Origin of the sequence: Salinicola salarius, assembly GCF_003206135.1 — a bacterium.
Lineage (GTDB): Bacteria > Pseudomonadota > Gammaproteobacteria > Pseudomonadales > Halomonadaceae > Salinicola > Salinicola salarius.
Genome location: NZ_PZJT01000013.1, coordinates 40,818 through 61,513 on the forward strand (window position 1 = coordinate 40,818; position 20,696 = coordinate 61,513).

The following is a 20,696-nucleotide window of genomic DNA, read 5'->3' on the forward strand; positions in this document are numbered from 1 at the left end:
TGTTTCCATGGGCGGAAATTAGGGTGAAGTCATGTAACGGTCAACGGCGCGAACGCAAAAGCCGACTAAAGTTCAATGCCCCGATATTCAATTCGTTTACAATCGCCCGCCAACGCGCGATGGACGATGCCATCGCTGGTTCATCGCACGAAGAACGGTGAAGGAAAGTGGATTCCTCGAGCGCCGGCGTATCCGATAAACGCGCATAGACGCGCACCGGGGTATTCTGTCTCTTTCACCTGCAGGAGTTTTCCATGCCCCTGAAGTTGCTGCTGATAGAGGACGATCCTCTGCTCGCCAGCACCCTGACCGAAACATTGACCGTCGAGAATCAGCGCGTCGAACGGATTGCCGATGGCGGCGAAGCTCTGGACCGCCTTTCCTTCGAGCATGACTACGACCTGATCCTGCTCGATCTCAACCTGCCGAATCGCAGCGGCCTCGAGGTACTGGAGGCGCTACGCTCACGTGATCGACAAACGCCGGTCCTGATCCTCACTGCCAGGGCAGCGATCGAGGATCGGGTCAAGGGACTCGATCTCGGCGCCGACGACTACCTCGCCAAACCTTTTGCGCTCGACGAGCTGGAAGCCCGGGTTCGCGCGCTGCTGCGCCGTCGTCAGAATGATCCGAGCGAACCGCTGATGCTCGGCTCGCTGAGCTTCGACCGCCAGCGCCAGCATTTCACGTTGAACGACACCGCCTTGTCGCTGCCACCGCGGGAGCACCGCCTGCTGGCGTGCCTGATCCACTACGCCGGCGAGCCGGTGGACAAGGCACGTCTGCTCGACGAGGCCTTTGCCGGCGAAGCGGTCGGCGACAATGCCATCGAAGTCTATGTACATCGGCTGCGTCGCCGGCTCGCGGCGGCCGACGTCAGACTGCGCACGGTACGGGGTATCGGCTATCTGCTGGAGGTCGAGTGACGCCGTTGCGACGCTGGCGCCTGTCACATCTGAGTCTTTACCGACGCCTGATGGTCTGGCTGCTCTGCCCGCTGGCGCTGCTGGTCGCCGTCATGCTGCTGCAGGCCTGGCTGGCCTCCCGCGAGGCGGCCGATCGCGCCTTCGACCGGCTGCTGGACGCGGCATCGCTCTCCATTGCCGAGCAGGTTCGCTGGCAGCAGAGTCGGCTGTGGATGGACCTGCCCCCCTCGGCGCTGGAGATGCTTGCCACCGATGCCGAAGAGCGAGTGTTCTATGCGCTCTACGACGCCCATGGGCACTTCGTCACCGGTAACCGATCGCTCCCCACGCTGCCCGCCGAGAACGGCAGCCAGATGAGCTACGGAGACGTGACATCCCGGGGCATGCCGCTGCGGCTCGGGGTGCTGCGCGCTCGCCTCGAGGGCTGGGATCGAAGCGATCGCTTCGAGGTCAGGGTGGCGCAGACACGCGAAGGCCGGCAGGCGCTGGCCAACCAGCTGTTCCTGGCGAGCCTCGTCAATATCGTGATCATTGCCGGCCTGGCCGTGGTGGTCGTCCTGCTCTCGGCCCGCTTCGCGCTGGAACCGCTGACCCGCCTGCGCCGTGCCATCCGCCAGCGCAATCCTCGAACACTCGCACCGCTCGAACTGCCGCTGCCCCGCGAACTGGCCGAGCTGCGCCAGACACTGAACGAACTGCTGGCACGCATGCGCCGCGTTCGCGCCAACCAGGAACGCTTCATCGGTGACGCCTCCCACCAGTTGAAAACGCCGCTGGCCGGCCTCTCGACCCGCGCGGAGCTGGCCCTGCGACAATCGGATCCGGCAACCTGGCGCGAGGCGCTTGCCACCATGCATGGCACCGCCACCAAGACCGCGCGACTGGCCGGCCAGCTGCTGTCGCTGACCCGGCTCAACAACCCTGAAGCGACGCCGGCCAAGCAAGCCGTCGACCTCACCGCGTTGGCCCGGCGCTGCGTGCGGGAGGCGTTTTCCCGCCACCATCGCCGCGGGGTCGACCTCGGCGTGGAGGCGCCGGAGCATGCGGTGATGGCCTCCGCCAACGACTGGCAACTGGAAGAGGCACTGAACAACCTGATCGAAAACGCCTCGCTCTATGGCGCCAGCCAGGTCACCGTGCAGGTCACCGATACACCGCCACGGCTGGCGGTCATCGATGACGGCCCGGGCATTCCCGAGTCCCAGCGCCTGCTGATGCTGCGCCCTTTCCACCGCGGCCAGGAAACCGGCGACGGTAGCGGCCTCGGGCTGGCCATCGTCGACAGCATTGCCCGCGCCCACGACATCCGCCTGAGTCTGCAAGCCGTCCATCCCGACCACCCCGAGCGTCCCGGCCTATGTATCGCCCTGACCTTTTCATCCGACGCCTGACGACGGCGCCACACCATATCCGGCATCTCGCCGGCGTCTTGCTGGCGCTCACGCTACTGGTGGCGGCCTCTGCGCAGGCAAGGACACTACATTTCACCGCTGATGCCGAGTCATCCCAGCCACTGACCATTTATGGCGTCGTCGATCCGCCGCAAGTGTATCCGCTACTCGCGGACTTTCATCGACGGAACCCGGATATCGCGATCACCTATCACAACCTGGAGACACTGGCGCTACATGCGCGGGTACTTCAGGAACGTGACGCGCCACGCGCCGACGTGATCATGTCGCCCGCCATGCCCTGGCAATACCAGCTCGCCAACGAAGGGCTCTCGACCCCCGTCGACTCTCCCGCCGCTGAGGCCTGGCCGAGCTGGGCACGCTGGCGTCAGGAGCTGTTCGGCTTCACGTTCGAACCCATCGTCATGGTCTATCGGCGCGATCTCGCCACCCGCATGCCCCCGCCGGAAAGCCACGCCGAACTCCTGAGCCTGCTGCGCCAGCGATCCGCTGAACTGAGTCACCGCGTAGTCACCTACGATCCGCGCTTCAGCGGCGCCGGCTATACCTACGCCATCGAGGATGCCAGGATTTCTGCCCGCTACTGGGATCTGGTCGAGGCACTCGGGCAAGCGCACAGCGAGCTGGAGACCACGACGGCAGCGATGCTCGAGGGGCTCAGCGAGGGGCGCTACTGGATCGGCTACAATCTGATCGGCTCCTACGTCCAGGATTACGTGGCCGAACATCCCGAGCTGGCCATGGTCGTGCCCAAGGATTACGCGCTGGTGCTGCAACGTCTGGTCATGATGTCTCGCAACGCGCCGCATCCCGTCGCCGCGCAGCGCTTCATCGATTATCTCCTGAGCGCACCGGCCCAGCGCCTTCTCGCCACGCAGACGACGCTGGGCGCCGTGCACCCGGCGATCGACGGACTCGGCACCGCAGCGGACCTGCGCAAGCGACTGGGAGAGGCGATCCGCCCCGTGCAGATCGGCCCCGGACTGCTGGCGACGCTGGATACGCTCAAGCGTCAGACGCTGCTGGAACAATGGCAACAGGCCTTCAAGAACCACTCGACCCACGCCGACGGGCCACTGGCCGACCCCTCTCCGCTCCCCCGAGCACCGCAAAAATGAGCACCGCAGAAATGAGCACGCCATGAAACGACTCGATCAACTCGTCACCGCTCACGTGCGTTCGCGCACCCGGGCGCAACGCCTGATTCGCCAAGGCTTCGTCAGCATCAACGCCGGGGGGAAATGGCAGGTCGCGACCAAGCCCGGCGAGAAACTCCCGGAGACAACGGCACTGCGTATCGCCGAAGCGCCGGAAGAGCGCTACGTCTCGCGAGCCGGCCTCAAGCTGGAAGCGCTGCTGGAGACGCTGGACCGGCGCCTCGACGGCCTCACCGTGCTCGACATTGGCCAGTCCACCGGCGGTTTCACCGACTGCGCGTTACGCTACGGCGCGACAAAGGTCATCGGCATCGAGGTGGGACACGATCAACTCGATGCCTCCCTGCGTGACGACGACAGCGTCATCTGCCTGGAAGGCACCAACGCCCGCCAGTTGCCGACGACGCAGTTGGAGGCCCTGGCGCCCGACGGCATCGACGCCGTGGTGATGGACGTCTCGTTCATCTCGCAGACGCTGATATTGCCGGAGGTTGCCCGCGTCCTGCGCCCGGGTGGCGAGCTCTACTCGCTGGTCAAGCCGCAGTTCGAGGTCGGCCCCGGCAAGGTCGACTCGCGGGGTATCGTCCGCGATGCCAGCCTCTACGCGGCGGTCGCCGACACGCTGCACCGGGCCTGCGATTCCCACGGCCTGGCAATCGACCATTGGCAGGAAAGCCCGATCCAGGGTGGCGACGGCAACCGCGAGTTTCTGCTCCACGCACTGCGCCGTTGAACGGCGCGCTATTTCCGAGGCGGTGCGATCAACGGCCGCCGTCCCCTCCTCCATCGCCGCCACCACCGTGTCCGGCGCCACCGACTTCTCCATCGCCCAGGTGACCATCGTCACCACTGCGAGACTGGCGTGAACTCCGGGGTGCCGCTGGCGGCCGGGGGGTCGAATCAGGCTCCGAACCCAGCGCCGCCTCGTTTCCGCTGGCGCTCTGGACCTTCGCCACCTGGCCGTTGTCGCCATGCAGCCAGACGTCCATCTGGTTGAAAGCCACGCGAATGCCATGTTCCTTGAACAACTGATCCAGCCGGCGGTTGATCTCGTCACTGGCGTAGAGCCGATCCAGCAGATCGTTGACGAAGATCCGCAGCTCGAAGTTGAACGATGTCGGCCCGTAGCTGAGACAGAACACCTGCGGCTCGGGATCCCGCAATACCCGGCGGTTCTCGTCCGCGGCCTGCCGCATCAGCCGGTGCACCTCGTCGAGATCCGAGCCGTGGGCCACACCGTAGGTCAGTACCACTCGAGTCACGTTGTCCGATAGCGACCAGTTGATCAGTTGATCGGTGACGAAGGTCTTGTTGGGAATGATGATCTCCTTGCGGTCGAAATCGGTCACCGTGGTCGCCCGGATGCGGATACGGCTGACCGAACCGTGGAGCTGGCCGAGCGTGATGGTGTCGCCGATTCGCATCGGGCGCTCGAACAGAATGATCAGGCCCGAGATGAAATTGGCGAAGATCTCCTGCAGGCCGAAGCCCAGCCCCACGCCCAGCGCCGCCACCAGCCATTGCAGTTTGTCCCAGGAGACCCCGAGCGTGCCGAGCGAGACCACCACGCCGGTGCCGATGATGGTGTAGGAGAGCAGCGAGGAGATCGCGTAGGCACTGCCCTGTTTGAGCGTCAGGCGCGACAGGACCATGACCTCCAGCAGGCCGGGCAGGTTGCGCGCCAGCATCATGGTCAGCGCCACCATGACCAGCGCCACGATGACATCCGCCACCGTGATCGGATCCAAAGTCATCGCCTCGCCCTGCCCCCGCTCGATTTCCCACACGCTGACATGATCGAGATAGGAGAAGACCTCGAGCAGATCCGACCAGATCAGGTAGAAGGCGAAGGTAAAACCGATGAACAGGATCAGCTTGGAGAGTCGCAGCGACTGCTGGTTGACCTGCTCCATGTCCAGCGGCGGCTCCTCGACCACCTCGAGCCCGCCCTCGGCCCCTTCCTGGATCTGGGCCCGCCGACGTGCCACCGCCCGGCGATAGGCCAGGCGGCGCTGTGCCACCGCCAGTCCGCGGACCACCGTGGCCTCGACCAGGATCCACAATCCGAAGAGATAGAGCGAATTGATGAACCGACCGATCAACCGCAGCGCCGCGTACTCGTAGCCCAGTGCGACCAGCCCGGCCAGCACCAGCGGCACCAGCGCCAATGCCAGCCCCAACAGCAATCGGAACAGCTTGAGACCGAAATAGGGCACATGCGCGAGGATCAGCCGCACCAGGATGACGCTCATCGCCAGCAGGCCGGCCAGCAGCAACAGCAGGAACAGCGGCCGACTGGATAGCTCGGCCTGACTGCCGGGCGAGGTGACACTGATGAGAATGACGGGAATGAGCGAAATTCCCAGCCAGAACAACAGACGGCGCAGCCGGGCCACGTAGCCGGCCGACCAGTGGAAATGGCGCGTCGCCACCCCGTCCGACACCAGCAGTCGACGAGTCCAGCCAATGACGCCCCATGCCAGGGCGAGCTGCAACAGCGACTCACCCACACGCTCGGCGAACGCATCGCTGCCCAGTCTCAGCAGCCCGCCGATCACGGCCAGCAGCATCGGGCCATGGGCGGCCAGCAACGCGTTGTAGAGAATCGCGCGCGGGGTATGCATCTGGGTGTCGCGCTTGAGACGGCCGATCTGCTCATGAAGATTGAGCAGCCGGACCTTGATTCGACGCCTCGACATCAGCAGCACGGCGGCCAGAATCAGCACCGGCACGACCGCCAGCGCATGGATATCCGGCACCTGCCAGAAACTCGCCAGCGCCTCTGGCCAGGCGTCTCCGCCCACCTGGATGGCGAGAAGACCGGGCGCATCCTGCCACCAGCTCAATGTCAGCGGGCGCGAACTGGCGACCCAGAACAGCTGCTCCTCGATGACGCCACGAAGCGACGTGGTGAGCTCGGCCAGTTGCTCCTGATTGAGCTGCAGATCGATCGCCACCGTCAACAAATTGCCGTATTCACGATCGAGCTGTTCGAGAATGTCACTCCGCGACTGGAATAGCTTCACCAGCGAATCAATCAACGCTGGCGTCACATCGATGTCGGTATCGGCCAGACTCTTCTCGGCCAACGCCCTCGGTTGACGAAGGGCATCGCGCTGCTCGGCCAGATCGAACTGGCTCAGCCGCGTTTCGGCGATCTCCTCCTGCAGGCCGCCCAATTCGTCGACGTCCGGAAGGGCTCGGCGCTGCTCGTTGAGGATGCGCGACAGCAGCGGGCTGCCGCGGATGGCGTCGATCTGTTCGTTGAGCGTGCGCTTGATCTGGCGCACACGATCGAGCTGCGAGCGAGTATCGATGGCCCGCCGGATCAGGTCGTTGGTGCGGTCGGTGACCTCGAGCAGTTGGTCGCTGAGCTCGCGATTGGTCGCCTGGATATCACGCAGCACCGGGTGCGCGGCGATCGCTGCCCGATCTTCCTCGCCGATATCGGCGACGGCTTTCTCCGATTCGGCACGCCGCTGCCGGTCGAGCGCCGCCCGCAATGCATTCAGGCGGGCTTCTTCGATGGCAACCTGGCGCTGGAGCAAGTCGCGGCGCTGGGCATCGAGCTCGCGAAGCTGCGTGTTGTTGGCCAGTTCCCGGCGATGATACTCGGCTTGCAGCTCGGCCAGCGCGAGTTCCAGTCGGTAGCGTGCCTGGGCCGGATCGAAGGTCTGGGTTTCGTCACTATCAGGCGTCTGAAGCTGTGTTCGTGCCTGTTCGGCATCTGCCATCGCCTTGGCGATGGCAGATTGCGCTCGTTCCGGCCGCGTCTCCGCGCTGATCAGCCGCGCGTTGACCGACGCCAATTGACCTTGCAAGGTTTCGAGCCGATCCAGGGCATCGGACGTTCTCTGGCTCAACGTTTCCACCGTGAGCCCATCGAGGGTATCGGCTGCCGGGGCCTCGCTATCGCTCAGTGCGGAAAGCTGGCGCTCGAGTTCGCGAATTCGCCGGGGTGCCTGCTGCGCCGAGCTCTCGAGCGTCTTCAGCTCCTTGCGCAGTGCTTCCAGCGAATCCAGCGTCTGCACCGCGACTCGCAGATCCTCCAGCGCCGCCTGCTGCTGTTCATCAGGCGCCTCGATCTGCTCGAGCTTCTGCTGTTCGGCAGCGAGCGTGTCGCGCGTCGGCAGGCTTTCCTGCTGTTGCGCCAGGGCGACAGCGCTTGTCATCAGTATGCACAATGCCAGCGCGAGGAACGTGATACGCTGAGCCACTTTTTTTACGATCGAAACGGCTTTGACGATCGAAACGGCTTTGACGACCGAAACGGCTTTGACGACCGAAACGGCTTTGACGACAGAGACAGCAGGCGCAGGCGCTCGGGCGGTCATTATCAGAGCGTTGGCCCTCGTGGGGTTTAACGATCTCCGAGCAAGAGGCTCTGGTTGACTGACATACTCGCTCCCGGCCGGATAATCCGACATGCCCTCTCCTCGCCAACTCCGTTCATGCGGCCACCGTCGCTCTCGCGCGGTACGATTCGTATCGAAGTCGGAGTTTAACGCCAGGACGAGCGGATTCCGAGGCGTCCGTTAAGCGTGCCTGCCGAGTTTGACTTAGGCCGGCGACATGCTAGAAATCGTCACTACTCGACTACACGAAGCCTGATCGTCATCGACCTGATCGCGCTTCTATCCACTGGATTATCTTGACAGGACAGTCTTATGACGCCCATTCGTTCGCTGCGCCATACCAGTCTTCTACTAGCGGGGGTGCTGGTCACTCCGTTGGCGACTGCGCAGGCACCGGAAAGCGATGGCGACCCGGTTCAACAAGCGAACGAGCAGGCGGAAGTGCGCCGTAACCTCGAAGCGGAAACCGCCGAGAACCCGCTCGCGATCACGACCTATCGCCGCAACTACTTCCTGCCGTGGACTTACAACACCAACCCGGACGAGGCCGATTTCCGTCAGATCACCTCCGAGGGCGAGGTCGACAATTCGGAAATCAAGTTCCAGTTGAGCTTCAAGATCAAGCTGCTCGACGACATGTTCGGAGACAACGGCGACCTCTATTTCGCCTATACCCAGCGCAGCTGGTGGCAAGCCTACAACTCCGAGGCATCGGCCCCCTTTCGCGAGACCAATTACGAACCCGAGGGTTTCGTGAGCTTCGATAACCGATGGACAGTGCTGGGCTGGACCAACACCATCAACCGGGTCGGCTTCGCGCATCAGTCCAATGGTCGTTCGGATCCGCTGTCACGCAGCTGGAATCGAATCTATGCCGAATCGATATTTCAGCGTGGCAACTGGGCGTTCAGTGTCGCCCCTCACTGGCGCATTCCTGAAAACGACGAGGATGACGACAACCCCGATCTGGAAAACTATATCGGCTATGGTGACCTGACCGTGGTCCGCGCCTTCGGCGACCAGGAAGTTTCGTTGATGGTTCGCGGCAACCCCGGCAAGGCCCACTATGGCGGTCAGCTCGACTACTCCTTTCCGCTGTTCGGCAAGGTTCGCGGCTTCCTGCAGTACTATCAGGGCTACGGCGAAAGCTTGATCGACTACGACCATGACGTGCAGCGTTTCGGCCTCGGCTTCAGCATCAATACCTTTTTGGCCGGCATCCCTGGCACTCGTTGATCCCTGCAGATAGCCTGTCTATGCTGATCCACGTTAATTGACTGTCAAAGGAAGACGACCATGACCATGCAATCCATCGGCGGCAACGGCCCCGAGCGCGAACGCGAAGCTTCTACCGAGCAACTCAAGGAAGATCTGCGCAACCTGTCGCAGACCGTCGAAGAGCTGATCCATGCCACGGCGGACGACTCGCGCAGCAACATCTCCGAAATGCGTGAACGCGCCCAGCAGCGCCTGCAGGAGACGCGCGGACGTCTCGAAGCCCGTGGCGAGAAGCTTTATGCCAGCGCCAAGGGCCAGATGGACGCCACCGATCAGTACGTGCACGAGAATCCCTGGACGAGCATCGGCATCGGCGCCGCCGCTGGTGTCGTTCTGGGGCTGCTGCTGGGGCGTCGTTGATGGCGGGTCCGGCTGAAAACGTCATCACCGCCGCTCGGCGGCTGATCGCCAACCTCATCGCCAGTGGCGAGACGCGCCTGCGTCTCGCCGTTGTCGAATGGGAAGCCGAACGCGACCGAATGTTGACCCTGCTGCTGCTGGCGGGCGCCGGCCTGATCATGCTCTCCTTCGCCATCGGCATGCTGCTTCTGCTGGTCGTGGTGGTGTACTGGGAGGATAACCGCTTGCAGGCCATCGGGATCTGCTCGGCGGTGCTTTTCGTCATCGCGGGCGCGCTGATTCTCTCGGCCAAGCGAGTGGCCAAACAACGTAAGTTGATGGCCGCGACCTTGCATCATCTCGAACGCGATCGAGAGGCACTGGGGCCTTCCCATGACTGAACGGACTCGGCAGCAGCAGATCGACGACCTCGAGGACGAGATTCTCCAGCAACGCCTCGACATGACGTCCGCCATGCGTGAATGGCGCGATGCCACGGCGCCGATCGACCATGCCTGGGAAAAGATCGTGAGCTGGAAGGTGCCGCTGATGGCGATCGGCAGTCTGGTGGCCATGCGCAGCGCGCGCAAGCCACGTTCGACGGGTCGGCTGTTTCGTCGCGCCCTGACCGGGCTGTTGATGTACAACCGCGGCAAGGCACTCTACCGGGCGTCTCGCGGGCGCAATCGCTAAGCGACGCCATACTCGCTCTTCGGCCTCAGAAGCGGCCACTATGACCTAGTGGCCGCTTTTTCGTTCAGCCTAGAGCGACTGACCACAGGCGACGCCGGACGCCCAGGCCCACTGGAAGTTGAAGCCGCCCAACTGGCCCGTCACGTCCAGCACCTCGCCAATGAAGTAGAGTTGAGGCAACGCATTGACCGCGAATGTCTTCGAAGAAATCGCATCGGTATCGACGCCGCCCATGGTGACTTCCGCCGTCCGCCATCCCTCCGTGCCTGCCGGCTTGAACTGCCATGCCCCGAGCCCCTGCGCAATCGTCTGAATATCGCCATTGGAGAGCTCGGCCATCGGCCGATCCTTCCATCCCTGCCACTGGAGCAAGGCCTGCGATAGCCGCTTGGGCAATACCTCTCCCAGCCAGGTTCCCAGATGCCGGCGAGGCGCTTCCTGGCGCAGCTTGCGCAGGGTCTCCTCGACAGGAATCGATGGTAGCCAGTCGATCTCGACCGCCATTCCCGGCCGCCAGTGACTCGACGCCTGAAGCATCGCCGGCCCCGACAGGCCACGATGGGTAAAGAGCAGCGGCTCCTGGTACTGACCATCTCCGCATCTGGCCGCCACCGGGCAGGAAAGGCCGGCTAGCGCCGCCAGCGATGTCTTCCACTGCGACGTCACGGTGAACGGTACCAGTGCCGCTCGCGTCTCGGTCACCTCGAGCCCGAACTGACGAGCCAGATCGTAGCCCAGACCGCTGGCTCCCAGCGTCGGGATCGACAGGCCGCCAGTGGCAACGACCACGGCCCCCGCCTCGACCCTGGCGCCATCGATCTCCAGCCGCATGCCGTCGCCGAGACGCTCGATGTGTTTCACGGCAGTGGAAAGAGAAACCTCCACGCCCGCCCACTCGCACTCGGTCAACAGCATGGCGACGACATCCTTGGCCGAATGGGCACAGAACAGTTGCCCGGGCGCCTTCTCGACATACTCGATACCATGCCGCTCGATAAGCTCGACGAAATGGTGTGGCGTGTAGCGCTTCAGGGCCGAGATCGGAAAGTGCGGATTGCCCGAGAAGAAATTCGCCGGCGTGGTCGCGAGGTTGGTGAAATTGCAGCGTCCGCCACCCGACATCAGGATCTTCTTGCCGGCCTTATTGGCATGATCGACGACGCGCACCCGAAGGCCGCGATAGCCCGCCGTGAGCGCGCACATCAAGCCGGCCGCGCCAGCGCCGATAACGACGACGTCGTAGGTTTTCATGTCCGCACCGACCTTGCCTTGCTGGTTGGGCGGGCATTCTAACAGAGCCATTTTGCGGCACGCCCTTTTCATTCGGCAGGGGTTAAGGTACTAACGGGTAACAGGACTTCACGACGCATCGATCCTTCCGTCATTTACACATCGTAACGCAGCGCAGACATCAGCCCACTATGACAATGATATCGGTGACCCGCTCGACGCCCGCTCTTTTCCGCAGACGCCTTCCGTCACCGTCGACACTGTCGAGCCTGGCAACCGCTGCCGCGCTACTGTTCGGCTCGATCCATACCGGCTCGGTATTCGCTCAGACGCAGAGTGATGCACCAATCGCAGTGATCGGCGCCACCGTCGACACCTCGATCTGGCAAGACCCGGTCGAAGCTCTGGGCACCTTGAAGGCGGACGAGAGCGTTACCCTTTCCTCGACGCTCACCGGCACCGTCAGTGCCATCAACTTCGAGGACGGCGACAGCGTCGAGGCCCGTCAGTGGCTGGTCCAGCTCGACGACGAACAGGCCCAGGCCGAACTTCGGGCCGCCCAGGCACTGCTCGATCAGCGCCGGAGCGCCCTCGACCGCGCCCAACAGCTTCAGGATCGCAATTTGGGCGTACGTGCCACGCTCGAGGACAATGCCGCGCTGGTCAGGCAGAGCGAAGCGGAAATCGATGCCATTCGCGCCCGGCTTGCCGATCATCGGTTACGCGCGCCCTTCGCAGGCACCGTCGGGCTGCGCGACGTCAGCGTCGGTGCGCTGGTGACCCCCGGCGCCGAGCTGGTCACGCTGGACAAGCTCGATACCATGAAGCTCGATTTCACCGTACCGGCAACGCTGCTCTCGGTGCTGCATCCTGGGCTCACGCTCAGCGCCACGACACCGAGCTATCCCGACGCCACGTTCCGTGCCGAGGTCGCCACCCTCGGCACCCGAATCGACCCCGTCTCCCGAAGCCTGGTGGTGCGCGCCAATCTGGACAATCCCGACGGGCGCCTGCTGCCGGGCATGCTGATGGAAGTGCGATTGAACCAGCCCGCCCGCGAGGCGCTGACGATCCCGGAGAGCGCGCTGGTGCCCGATGGGGAACGCCAGACCGTCTGGTTGATCGAACCCGGCCAGCCCGCCAGCGTCACGCGTCGGGAAGTCGCCATCGGCGAACGCCGCCAGGGTGAGGTCGAGATCACCGATGGTCTCGAGAGCGGCCAGCGTATCGTGACGCATGGCACCCTCAAGGTACGCGAAGGCGACCCCGTCGAACTGATCGCCGAGGACGTCAGCGACGGTGACATCAAAGAAGTCCTCGAGCGTCAGCGCCGCGCCACCGAATCGCAGATCAACGAATCGCAGGTCAACGAATCGCGAGCCAGGAACTGATGCGGATTTCCGACCTATCGATCCGTCGTCCGGTCTTCGCGACCGTCGTTTCGCTGCTGCTGATCGCCTTCGGCCTGCTGGCCATGGAGCGCCTGCCCCTGCAGGAGTATCCGGCCATCGACCCGCCCATCGTCAGCATCGAGACCAACTATCCGGGCGCCTCCGCCAACGTCGTCGAGACGCGCATCACCCAACTGCTCGAAGACCGCATTGCCGGTATCGAAGGTATCGTCTCGATCGAATCCAGTAGTGCCGACGGCGAATCGGAGATCGACGTCGAGTTCTCGCTGGATCGTGATATCGACGGCGCCGCCAACGACATTCGCGACCGGATCTCGTCGGTGGCCGACAACCTGCCCGACCAGGCCGAGCCGCCGGAAATCGAGAAGAGCGACAGCAGCGACGACGTCATCATCTGGCTGTCGCTTTCCGGAGAGGGCTACACCATCCCGGAGCTGACCGACTACGCCAACCGCTATCTCGTCGACCGCTTCTCGACCCAGAACGGGGTGGCCCGGGTGCGGCTCAGCGGCGGCAAGGAGTACGCGATGCGCGTCTGGCTGGATCGCAACGCCTTGGCCGCGCGCCAGCTGACCGTCGACGATGTGGCCGATGCGCTGGAGAGCGAGAACGTCGAACTGCCCGCCGGCTTCCTCGAATCCCGCGATCGACAGTTCACCCTGAGAATCCCGCGCAGCTTCACCACCGCCGCCGACTTCCAGAATCTGGTCGTCGCCCGCGGCAACGACGGTTATCTGGTACGACTGGCTGACGTGGCGCGCGTCGAGGTCGGTTCGGTAGAGGAGCGTTCGCTGTACCGAGGCAACGAGGTCCCGATGGTGGGCCTCGGCATGATCAAGCAGTCGACCGCCAGCGTGCTGGAAGTGGCCAACGGTGCCAAGGCGGAGATGGCCCGGCTGCAACCCACGCTACCCGACGGCATGCAGCTGTCGCTCAATTTCGACTCGTCGGTGTTCGTTTCCGGCGCGCTGCATGAGGTCGTATCGACGCTATTCATCGCCATGGGGCTGGTCGTGGTGGTGATCTTCGTCTTTCTCGGCAACGTACGCACGACCCTGGTGCCCGCAGTAACGGTACCGATCTCGCTGATCGGTACTTTCATCTTTCTGGCGCTGTTCGGGTTCACCCTGAACTTGCTCACGCTGCTGGCGCTAGTGCTGGCGATCGGGCTCGTGGTCGATGATGCGATCGTGGTCATCGAGAACGTTCACCGGCGCATGGTGATCCACGGCGAGACGCCTCTGGTCGCTGCTTTCCGGGGCACCCGCCAGATCGGCTTCGCTGTCATCGCCACCACCCTGGTGTTGATCACCGTCTTCATCCCGTTGAGCCTGCTCCAGGGCGATATCGGCCGCCTGTTTTCGGAGTTCGCCCTGACGCTTGCCGCGTCGGTCGGCCTCTCCTGTCTGGTGGCGCTGTCGCTGGCACCGATGCTGTGCTCGAAACTGCTCAGCCCGCGCATGCACGAGAGTCGTATCAGCCATGGCGTGCATTGGCTGCTGGACCGTTCGCAGACGATCTACCGACAGGCACTGCTATGGGCGCTGCGTTGGCGCTGGATCGTGGTCGGACTGTTCGCCCTGGTGCTGGCACTCACCGCCTGGCTGTTTCAACAGCTGCCCAACGAATATACGCCCCAGGAAGATCGCGGCGCCTTTTTCGTGCTGATCGAAGGGCCGCCCGGCGCGACCTTTCACTACATGCAGGATTACTACGACGAGATCGAGGCCCGCCTGATGACGCTGGTCGATGCCGGCGACATCAATCAGGTGTCGGTTCGCGGTCCCCGCGGCTTCGGCAATGTCGAGAACTTCAATGATGGCATGGCCGTCGTTACGCTCAATGATTGGGGCGATCGACGATCGGCCTGGGATATCCTCGCCGACGTCCGCAGCCGGCTGTCGGATCTGCCCGGCGTCACTGCCACGCCGGTGATGCGCCAGGGCTTTGGCGGCCGGGTCGAGAAGCCGATCCAGTTCGTCATCGGTGGCAGCACCTACGAACAGCTGGCCGACTGGCGCGATCGGCTGCTGACCCGCATTCGAAGCGACGACAGCAGCGGCCTCGAGGCGGTGGACAGCGACTACAAGGAAACCCAGCCACAGCTGCGCATCCAGATCGACTACAACCGTGCCGCCGCGCTGGGCGTTACCGTGAGCACCATCGGCAATACCCTGGAGACACTGTTCGGAGGCCGTAACGTCACCACCTATGTCGACGGCGGCGAAGAGTACGACGTCATCCTCGAAGGCGAACGTGACAATCAGCGCGCCCCAAGCTCGCTGGACAACGTGCAGGTACGTTCAGCGGTCAGTGACGAGCTGATTCCGCTGGCAAGCCTGGTGTCGGTGTCGGAATTTGCCGGTGCCAGCGAGCTCAACCGCTTCAACCGAATGCGCGCGATCACGCTCGAGGCCAATCTCCAGGAAGGGGTCGCGATCGGCGACGCGCTGGCCTACCTGCAGGATATCGCGGAAGAAGAGCTGCCCAGCGAAGCGGTCATCGACTACAAGGGGCCCTCCCGGGATTACCAGGAAGCCAGCGGTGCGACGACCTTCCTGCTCATCCTGGGCATCGTCGTGGTCTTCCTGGTGCTGGCTGCCCAGTTCGAAAGCTTCGTGCACCCGCTGGTCATCATGCTCACGGTACCGATGGCCATCAGCGGCGCCTTGCTGGGCCTTTGGGCCAGCGGGCAGTCCCTCAATATCTACAGTCAAGTGGGGCTGGTCATGCTGGTCGGTCTGGCCGCCAAGAACGGCATTCTGATCGTCGAATTCGCCAACCAGTTGCGCGACGAAGGTCAGGCTTTCTCCGACGCGCTGGTCGAGGCTTCCGTGACTCGTCTCAGGCCGATCCTGATGACGACCGTCACCACCATGGCCGGCGCCGTTCCCCTGATTCTGGCCTTCGGGCCTGGCGCCGAATCGCGCATCGTCATTGGTACCGTCATCTTCTGTGGCGTTGCCGCCGCGACCCTGCTGACGCTATTCATCGTACCGGTGGCCTACGACATGCTAGCGCGGCGTACCGGTTCACCCGGCGACGTCAGCCGGCGTCTCGAACGCGAAATACACGGCCACGAGACACGAGACCAAGAAATCAGTCGATGAGGTTTAGCTACCACACGAGCCTAGCAAGGAACGGAATTGCAACTACACTAAGGCAACCATGCTGCTGCAATGGTGCCATTGCGTGAGCCAGTCGGAAGGCTATTCCATCGAACCGGAGGGATGAACATGAGCCTGTTCCATCGTGACGACAAGGACACCGGGACTAGCCGAATCGATGAAGACATGGCAGTCGCCGCCGAGCGCGCACCGCATTTGGGAGATGATCCGATCCGGGAGGAACCTGCATTGGCATCCGAAGAAGAACCGCTTGAAGAAAGCATCGACGAACCGTCACCCTACGCCACGGCTTATCTGACACGTGACAGCTGGGCAAGCCGCTCACGTCGTCGACTGAACGATCAGATCAGCGATACTTGCGAGAGTTGCGACGAATTCGTACAACATAAGCCTTGGCAGAGTGTCGGTATCGCCGCGCTGGGCGGCGTGCTGATGACCCTGCTGTTGAGTCGGCGCTGACAGCCGTTTTCCACCTGATCGGTCACGTGCACCGATCCACACATTGACGAATGGTTAAGGACGATCCATGAGCCGTAATTACCGTGAAGACACGCGCCATTACTACCGGGATGCCAAGCGCCGCGGCCGCAAGAGCCTCGATCGGGCCCGGCATCGCGCCGACGATATCAGCCATGAGCTGGTAGAAAACGCAGAAGAGGCGTGGCGCGAAACTGACGATTACGTTCATCGCAACGCCTGGAGCAGCATGGGTGTTGCCGCCCTTGCCGGGTTCGCCATCGGCTTCCTGGCCGGTCGCCGCTAGGCGTTCCCATCGCCGGCCCCACAGCGATCGGAAGCCGATTGCCGGCTGAATGAAACGGCCCCGCGATGCAGTTCATGCATCACGGGGCCGTTTCTGATTCGGTAATCGATACAGCACTGCCTGGTAGTCGCAGGATCGCGATCCTCAGGCTCAGGCTTGATCCACACCCAGACGACCGCCTCTCGCCCAATCTTCCTGCTCGGTTTCCTGAAAAAATATCTGCACCGACTCGGGCGCCTGTCCGTATGCCTGCACGAACGCATCGGTGATTCGCTCGGCAAGCTCGCGCTTCTGCTCGACGCTACGGGGAAACTGCTGGATCGTCACAATGGGCATGAAAGATACCTTCAGGATGAGAAATCGGCACGTTCGACCTGTTCGGCCAAGGTTTCGCGCAAATGACGTAACGAATCCACGTCGCTGCTGTCAGGCCAGAGCCACACTCGTCGCCCGGAGAGATCGATAGCGGAGAGAAGCGGACCCAGCCGAATCAGGCGACACGTCTTCGTTTGCCAGGTACGGGCGTCGATCGAGCTTTCCCAGACCGGTCGTTCCCGTTCGTATGTACAGCGCAGGTACAGCCTTTCCGGCGTCTCGAGATAGTGCCGATACCCCGCTGCAATGGCCACCACCGCGATGATGGCAGCCACCCGCCAATCGATCCACCAGCTCGCATAGAGCGCCACTCCTCCTGCCAGCAGGAGTTGAAAACCCAGTGATAGCCTAGAGCGCCTGATGACGACTGCGGTCAGTGGTTTCGGCATGTTCGACGATCATCTGGACGAGGCGACGCATCTCCGGGTCCTGCGGCCATTCGCGACGCATCAGCCAGACAAAGAGATCCTGGTCCTCCTGGGCCAGCAGCTCACGATAGAGCTCCTTGTCCCCAGGGGGCAGTTCGTCATAGCAGGCCTCGAGAAACGGCATCAGAAGCAGGTCCAGCTCCCACATGCCGCGTCGGGAATGCCAGTAAAGCCGTCGACGCGTGACATCTTCGTTGTCTGACATGGACTATCCTCGATCCCGTGTACTGAATGAATGTGTCGCGCTGCATTATACCCAAGGGAATCCCCCACCACTATTCGGGAACGCGCGGTGACCGGCTAATGCGTTGTTTTCTCGAAAGTTGCGAAGTATGCTGAGACGACAATAACAGACGTCGGACGCCCATTGTGCGGTCTCCCACCGCCAGGCCGAGGCCTTACGGAGAATGTCGATGACCAAGTCTGAATTGATCGAGCAGATTGCCGCCCGCCGGTCGGAACTGTCGGCGAAGGAGGTCGAAGCCGCGGTGCGTGTCATCCTTGACGACATCACCAACGCCCTGGCAGAGGGCGGGCGCGTCGAAATTCGCGGATTCGGCAGTTTTTCCCTGCATTTTCGCGAGCCCCGCACCGGACGCAACCCAAAGACCGGCGCCCCCGTCGATCTCGACGGAAAGTACGTCCCGCATTTCAAACCGGGAAAGGAACTACGCGAACAGGTCAATGCCAGCCGCGCGCTCGGCTATTGATCTTCCCAGTCACTGCAGCCGGCGCAGAGTCGGCGGCTGCCACCGCAATATGTAACGACGGCATGAGCCGTCGGCGGTGCGTCACCAGGAAAACCTATGCGCTGGCTCAAAGGCGTCATTCTCGCCATCATCTTGATCGTCGTGTTGCTGCTGGGCATTCTGTTTGCCGTCAATAACCAGCAGCCGCTGCCTCTGGATCTGATCTGGGTACAGCTGCCCCCGGCTTCGCTGTCGTTGTGGCTTCTGGTCGCTCTCGCCTGCGGCGTCATCCTCGGCATGCTCGCCATGACCGGCATGTATCTGCGGCTGCGAACCCTACTGACCCGGGCGCAACGTCATAATCAGCAACAACGCAAGGAACTCGATCGTCTCCGGACGCAGGAGTTCAAGGAAAGCCCCTGAATGAGCGATGTTCTGCTACTGGCGTTGCTGGTGGCAGCCATCGCCATCGGCTGGTTTCTGGGGCGATGGGAGTCCGGCCGGTTCCGGTCTCGTCCACAGCCGCCGCGCGGTTCGTTGCCGAGGGACTACTTCGTCGGCCTGAATTACCTGCTCAACGAGCAGCCCGATCGCGCGATAGAGACTTTTACGCAGGCCCTGGAAGTCAATAGCGACACGGTCGAAACGCACATCGCGCTAGGCAACCTCTATCGCTCACGGGGAGAAGCCGATCGGGCGGTGCGCATCCATCAGAATCTTCTCGCCCGCCCTGCCCTGACGCCCTCTCAGAGCGGGCAGGTACAGCTCGAACTCTCCCGCGACTTTCTCAATCTCGGCCTGCTGGACAGGGCGGAACGGCTGTTGCTGGCCCTGCAGAAAAGCCATGTCGACGACTCGCAGAAGCTCGCCGCCAAACGCCTGCTGGTCGATCTGTTCGAGCGAGAAAAGGAGTGGGCACAAGCTCTGGAGACCGCCCAGCCACAGCTGGTGCGCCAGGATGCCGATATCCGTCGAGCCGCCGCGCACTGGCATTGCGAACTGGCGAGCCAGCATCGCAACAACAGCAGCCCATCCTTGGCACGCAAGGCGTTGAAGCAGGCTCTGGGTATCGATGACCGCTGCGTTCGGGCCAACTGGATGCTGGGCCAGCTCGAATGGGACATCGGCCAGTATCGTGATGCAGCGCGGTTCTGGCAGCGCGTCCCCGAACAGGACGCCAGCTTCACCGCCATCGTGCTTGAGCCGTTGCGAGATGCGTATCGCCTGCTCGACGACGACAACGGCTGGTGGCAGTTTCTGGAAAGGCAATTGCAGCACAATCCGCAGACCACGGTAGTCATGATGGCGGCGGACACACTGAGACAACGACAAGGCGCCGATATCGCCTGCGCCTTCGTCAGCGATCAATTGCGCGAGCATCCCAGCCTGCGCGGGATCGACTATCTGATGGATCTCTATCTCGACGACAGCGATCCTGCAGAGCGCGATCGCCTGGAGCTGCTCAAGCAACACACCCGCCAGTTGCTGAGCATCCGGCCTCGCCACCGCTGCCAACGCTGTGGTTTCGGTACCGAACAATTGCATTGGCAGTGCCCTCGTTGCCGCAGTTGGGGCACCACCAAGCCGGTTGCCGGTCTGGAAGGCGAATGATCACGCTACTGCCAAGAGAGTGAACGCTCGATCTCCGTCAGCGCTGACATCGGGTCTACTGCCTGAGTGATCGCCCGACCAATGACCAGATGCGTACTGCCGGCAGCCATCGCGGCCTCCGGCGTCATTACGCGTCGCTGATCCCCCTGCTCGGCCGTCGCGGGACGGATCCCCGGCGTCACCTTGAAAAAGGCCTCGCCACAGAGTTCCGTCAGCCTCGCGCTTTCACGTGCCGAGCAGACGACGCCATCCAGCCCGCTCTCCCGTGTCAGTCTGGCCAGCCGTTCGACCTGAGCCAGCGCGTCGCCCGATACGCCTATCTCCTGCAGCTCGTCGTCCGACATGCTGGTCAGCACGGTGACCGCGATGAGATGAGTTTTCAGCCCTCGCTGCGCCAGCCGCTCGGCACTCGCCTCCATCATTCTACGGCCACCGGAGGCATGGACATTGACCATCCATACCCCCAGATCCGCCGCCGCCTCGACGGCACCGGCCACAGTATTGGGAATATCGTGAAACTTGAGATCGAGAAAGACCTCGAACCCCCGTTGATGCATGGCCTCGACGGCCGCCGGCCCCGCTCGAGTAAATAGCTCCTTGCCGATCTTGACGCGGCAACGGGCCGGGTCGAGCGCATCGACCAAGGGCAACGCCTGCGACAGGTCGGAATAGTCGAGCGCAATGATGAGCGGCGAGTTCGGGGAAGGCATGAATCGTCTCCGGCATTCGAGTTCGAGCGGAGTATACCGAATGGAAGGCATCTGCGGGGGCAGAAGCGAACCGAAGCGCCGCCTGGCGCCGGCATGTAGCCATTGTCTTACGACAATCTGCGATATTTACCCATTAATTCCTTGGAACAGCCGTCGATACACAGAATGAAGACCGGCCAGGAGCATTACC

Annotated in this window: 20 protein-coding genes and 1 pseudogene; 15 read left to right on the plus strand and 6 right to left on the minus strand. The window is 62.9% G+C overall.

What is annotated here, in order from left to right; translation table 11 throughout:
• Window positions 1–254: 254 nt before the first annotated feature.
• From DOM32_RS12835 to DOM32_RS12850, 4 genes are read left to right on the plus strand one after another with little or no spacing between them, the layout of a single operon-like run.
• On the plus strand, window positions 255–926 hold the full coding sequence (locus tag DOM32_RS12835; RefSeq protein WP_338095129.1) for a response regulator: 672 nt from the start codon (window positions 255–257) through the stop codon (window positions 924–926).
• Complete coding sequence (locus tag DOM32_RS12840) at window positions 923–2,317, plus strand: sensor histidine kinase (RefSeq protein WP_244179915.1); 1,395 nt, start codon at window positions 923–925, stop codon at window positions 2,315–2,317. The genes DOM32_RS12835 and DOM32_RS12840 overlap by 4 nt, the downstream gene beginning before the upstream one ends.
• A complete protein-coding gene (locus DOM32_RS12845) occupies window positions 2,284–3,456 on the plus strand; it encodes an ABC transporter substrate-binding protein (protein WP_110635096.1) in 1,173 nt (390 codons plus the stop codon). Before DOM32_RS12840 ends, DOM32_RS12845 begins: the two co-directional genes overlap by 34 nt.
• Window positions 3,457–3,478: 22 nt before the next feature.
• Window positions 3,479–4,228: a TlyA family RNA methyltransferase gene (locus DOM32_RS12850; protein ID WP_110635099.1), complete on the plus strand. Its 750-nt coding sequence runs from the start codon at window positions 3,479–3,481 to the stop codon at window positions 4,226–4,228.
• Window positions 4,229–4,256: 28 nt separating this feature from the next.
• Here DOM32_RS12850 and mscK read toward each other — a convergent pair whose 3' ends face one another.
• Complete coding sequence (gene mscK, locus DOM32_RS12855) at window positions 4,257–7,712, minus strand: mechanosensitive channel MscK (RefSeq protein WP_244179916.1); 3,456 nt, start codon at window positions 7,710–7,712, stop codon at window positions 4,257–4,259.
• Between the two features lie 450 nt (window positions 7,713–8,162).
• Between mscK and DOM32_RS12860 the strand changes: the two genes are divergently transcribed.
• From DOM32_RS12860 to DOM32_RS12875, 4 genes are read left to right on the plus strand one after another with little or no spacing between them, the layout of a single operon-like run.
• The gene (locus tag DOM32_RS12860; protein ID WP_110635105.1) at window positions 8,163–9,086 is read left to right on the plus strand and encodes a phospholipase A; all 924 of its coding nucleotides are present in this window, start codon (window positions 8,163–8,165) and stop codon (window positions 9,084–9,086) included.
• A gap of 60 nt (window positions 9,087–9,146) precedes the next feature.
• Window positions 9,147–9,488: an ElaB/YgaM/YqjD family protein gene (locus DOM32_RS12865; protein WP_110635108.1), complete on the plus strand. Its 342-nt coding sequence runs from the start codon at window positions 9,147–9,149 to the stop codon at window positions 9,486–9,488.
• The gene (locus tag DOM32_RS12870) at window positions 9,488–9,868 is read left to right on the plus strand and encodes a phage holin family protein (RefSeq protein WP_087717877.1); all 381 of its coding nucleotides are present in this window, start codon (window positions 9,488–9,490) and stop codon (window positions 9,866–9,868) included. The genes DOM32_RS12865 and DOM32_RS12870 overlap by 1 nt, the downstream gene beginning before the upstream one ends.
• Window positions 9,861–10,160 carry a YqjK-like family protein gene (locus tag DOM32_RS12875; RefSeq protein WP_071232829.1) on the plus strand — a complete coding sequence of 100 codons (300 nt, stop codon included), beginning with the start codon at window positions 9,861–9,863 and terminating at the stop codon, window positions 10,158–10,160. The genes DOM32_RS12870 and DOM32_RS12875 overlap by 8 nt, the downstream gene beginning before the upstream one ends.
• A gap of 69 nt (window positions 10,161–10,229) precedes the next feature.
• Here DOM32_RS12875 and DOM32_RS12880 read toward each other — a convergent pair whose 3' ends face one another.
• Window positions 10,230–11,462: a BaiN/RdsA family NAD(P)/FAD-dependent oxidoreductase gene (locus DOM32_RS12880; RefSeq protein ID WP_167400671.1), complete on the minus strand. Its 1,233-nt coding sequence runs from the start codon at window positions 11,460–11,462 to the stop codon at window positions 10,230–10,232.
• A 119-nt stretch (window positions 11,463–11,581) separates the two neighbouring features.
• On the opposite strand from DOM32_RS12880, the gene DOM32_RS12885 reads away from it, so the two are divergent.
• The 4 genes from DOM32_RS12885 to DOM32_RS12900 all read left to right on the plus strand — a co-directional run bounded on the left by DOM32_RS12885 (window position 11,582) and on the right by DOM32_RS12900 (window position 16,693).
• The gene (locus DOM32_RS12885) at window positions 11,582–12,781 is read left to right on the plus strand and encodes an efflux RND transporter periplasmic adaptor subunit (RefSeq protein ID WP_110635111.1); all 1,200 of its coding nucleotides are present in this window, start codon (window positions 11,582–11,584) and stop codon (window positions 12,779–12,781) included.
• On the plus strand, window positions 12,781–15,912 hold the full coding sequence (locus DOM32_RS12890) for an efflux RND transporter permease subunit (protein WP_110635114.1): 3,132 nt from the start codon (window positions 12,781–12,783) through the stop codon (window positions 15,910–15,912). Before DOM32_RS12885 ends, DOM32_RS12890 begins: the two co-directional genes overlap by 1 nt.
• Before the next feature lie 126 nt (window positions 15,913–16,038).
• The gene (locus DOM32_RS12895; RefSeq protein ID WP_139284355.1) at window positions 16,039–16,389 is read left to right on the plus strand and encodes an ElaB/YgaM/YqjD family protein; all 351 of its coding nucleotides are present in this window, start codon (window positions 16,039–16,041) and stop codon (window positions 16,387–16,389) included.
• A gap of 67 nt (window positions 16,390–16,456) precedes the next feature.
• On the plus strand, window positions 16,457–16,693 hold the full coding sequence (locus DOM32_RS12900; protein ID WP_071232833.1) for an ElaB/YgaM/YqjD family protein: 237 nt from the start codon (window positions 16,457–16,459) through the stop codon (window positions 16,691–16,693).
• A gap of 150 nt (window positions 16,694–16,843) precedes the next feature.
• Here DOM32_RS12900 and DOM32_RS12905 read toward each other — a convergent pair whose 3' ends face one another.
• The 3 genes from DOM32_RS12905 to DOM32_RS12915 are packed head-to-tail and all read right to left on the minus strand — an operon-like array spanning window position 16,844 to window position 17,701.
• Window positions 16,844–17,029: a tautomerase family protein gene (locus DOM32_RS12905; protein WP_110635117.1), complete on the minus strand. Its 186-nt coding sequence runs from the start codon at window positions 17,027–17,029 to the stop codon at window positions 16,844–16,846.
• Between the two features lie 11 nt (window positions 17,030–17,040).
• On the minus strand, window positions 17,041–17,457 hold the full coding sequence (locus DOM32_RS12910) for a hypothetical protein (RefSeq protein ID WP_167400672.1): 417 nt from the start codon (window positions 17,455–17,457) through the stop codon (window positions 17,041–17,043).
• Window positions 17,417–17,701, minus strand: a complete 285-nt coding sequence (locus DOM32_RS12915) for an FAD assembly factor SdhE (RefSeq protein ID WP_071232836.1) — start codon at window positions 17,699–17,701, stop codon at window positions 17,417–17,419. The genes DOM32_RS12910 and DOM32_RS12915 overlap by 41 nt, the downstream gene beginning before the upstream one ends.
• A gap of 196 nt (window positions 17,702–17,897) precedes the next feature.
• Here DOM32_RS12915 and DOM32_RS12920 point away from each other — a divergent pair.
• The 3 genes and pseudogenes from DOM32_RS12920 to lapB all read left to right on the plus strand — a co-directional run.
• Window positions 17,898–18,206 (plus strand): annotated as a pseudogene (locus DOM32_RS12920) (integration host factor subunit beta); the annotation flags it as partial.
• A 96-nt stretch (window positions 18,207–18,302) separates the two neighbouring features.
• Entirely contained in the window at window positions 18,303–18,608 is a 306-nt protein-coding gene (locus DOM32_RS12925) for a LapA family protein (protein ID WP_071232838.1), read from the plus strand.
• Window positions 18,609–19,796, plus strand: a complete 1,188-nt coding sequence (lapB, locus tag DOM32_RS12930; RefSeq protein WP_110635126.1) for a lipopolysaccharide assembly protein LapB — start codon at window positions 18,609–18,611, stop codon at window positions 19,794–19,796.
• A gap of 5 nt (window positions 19,797–19,801) precedes the next feature.
• On the opposite strand, the gene pyrF is transcribed toward lapB, so the two are convergent.
• On the minus strand, window positions 19,802–20,506 hold the full coding sequence (gene pyrF, locus DOM32_RS12935; RefSeq protein ID WP_110635129.1) for an orotidine-5'-phosphate decarboxylase: 705 nt from the start codon (window positions 20,504–20,506) through the stop codon (window positions 19,802–19,804).
• Window positions 20,507–20,696 lie beyond the last annotated feature (190 nt).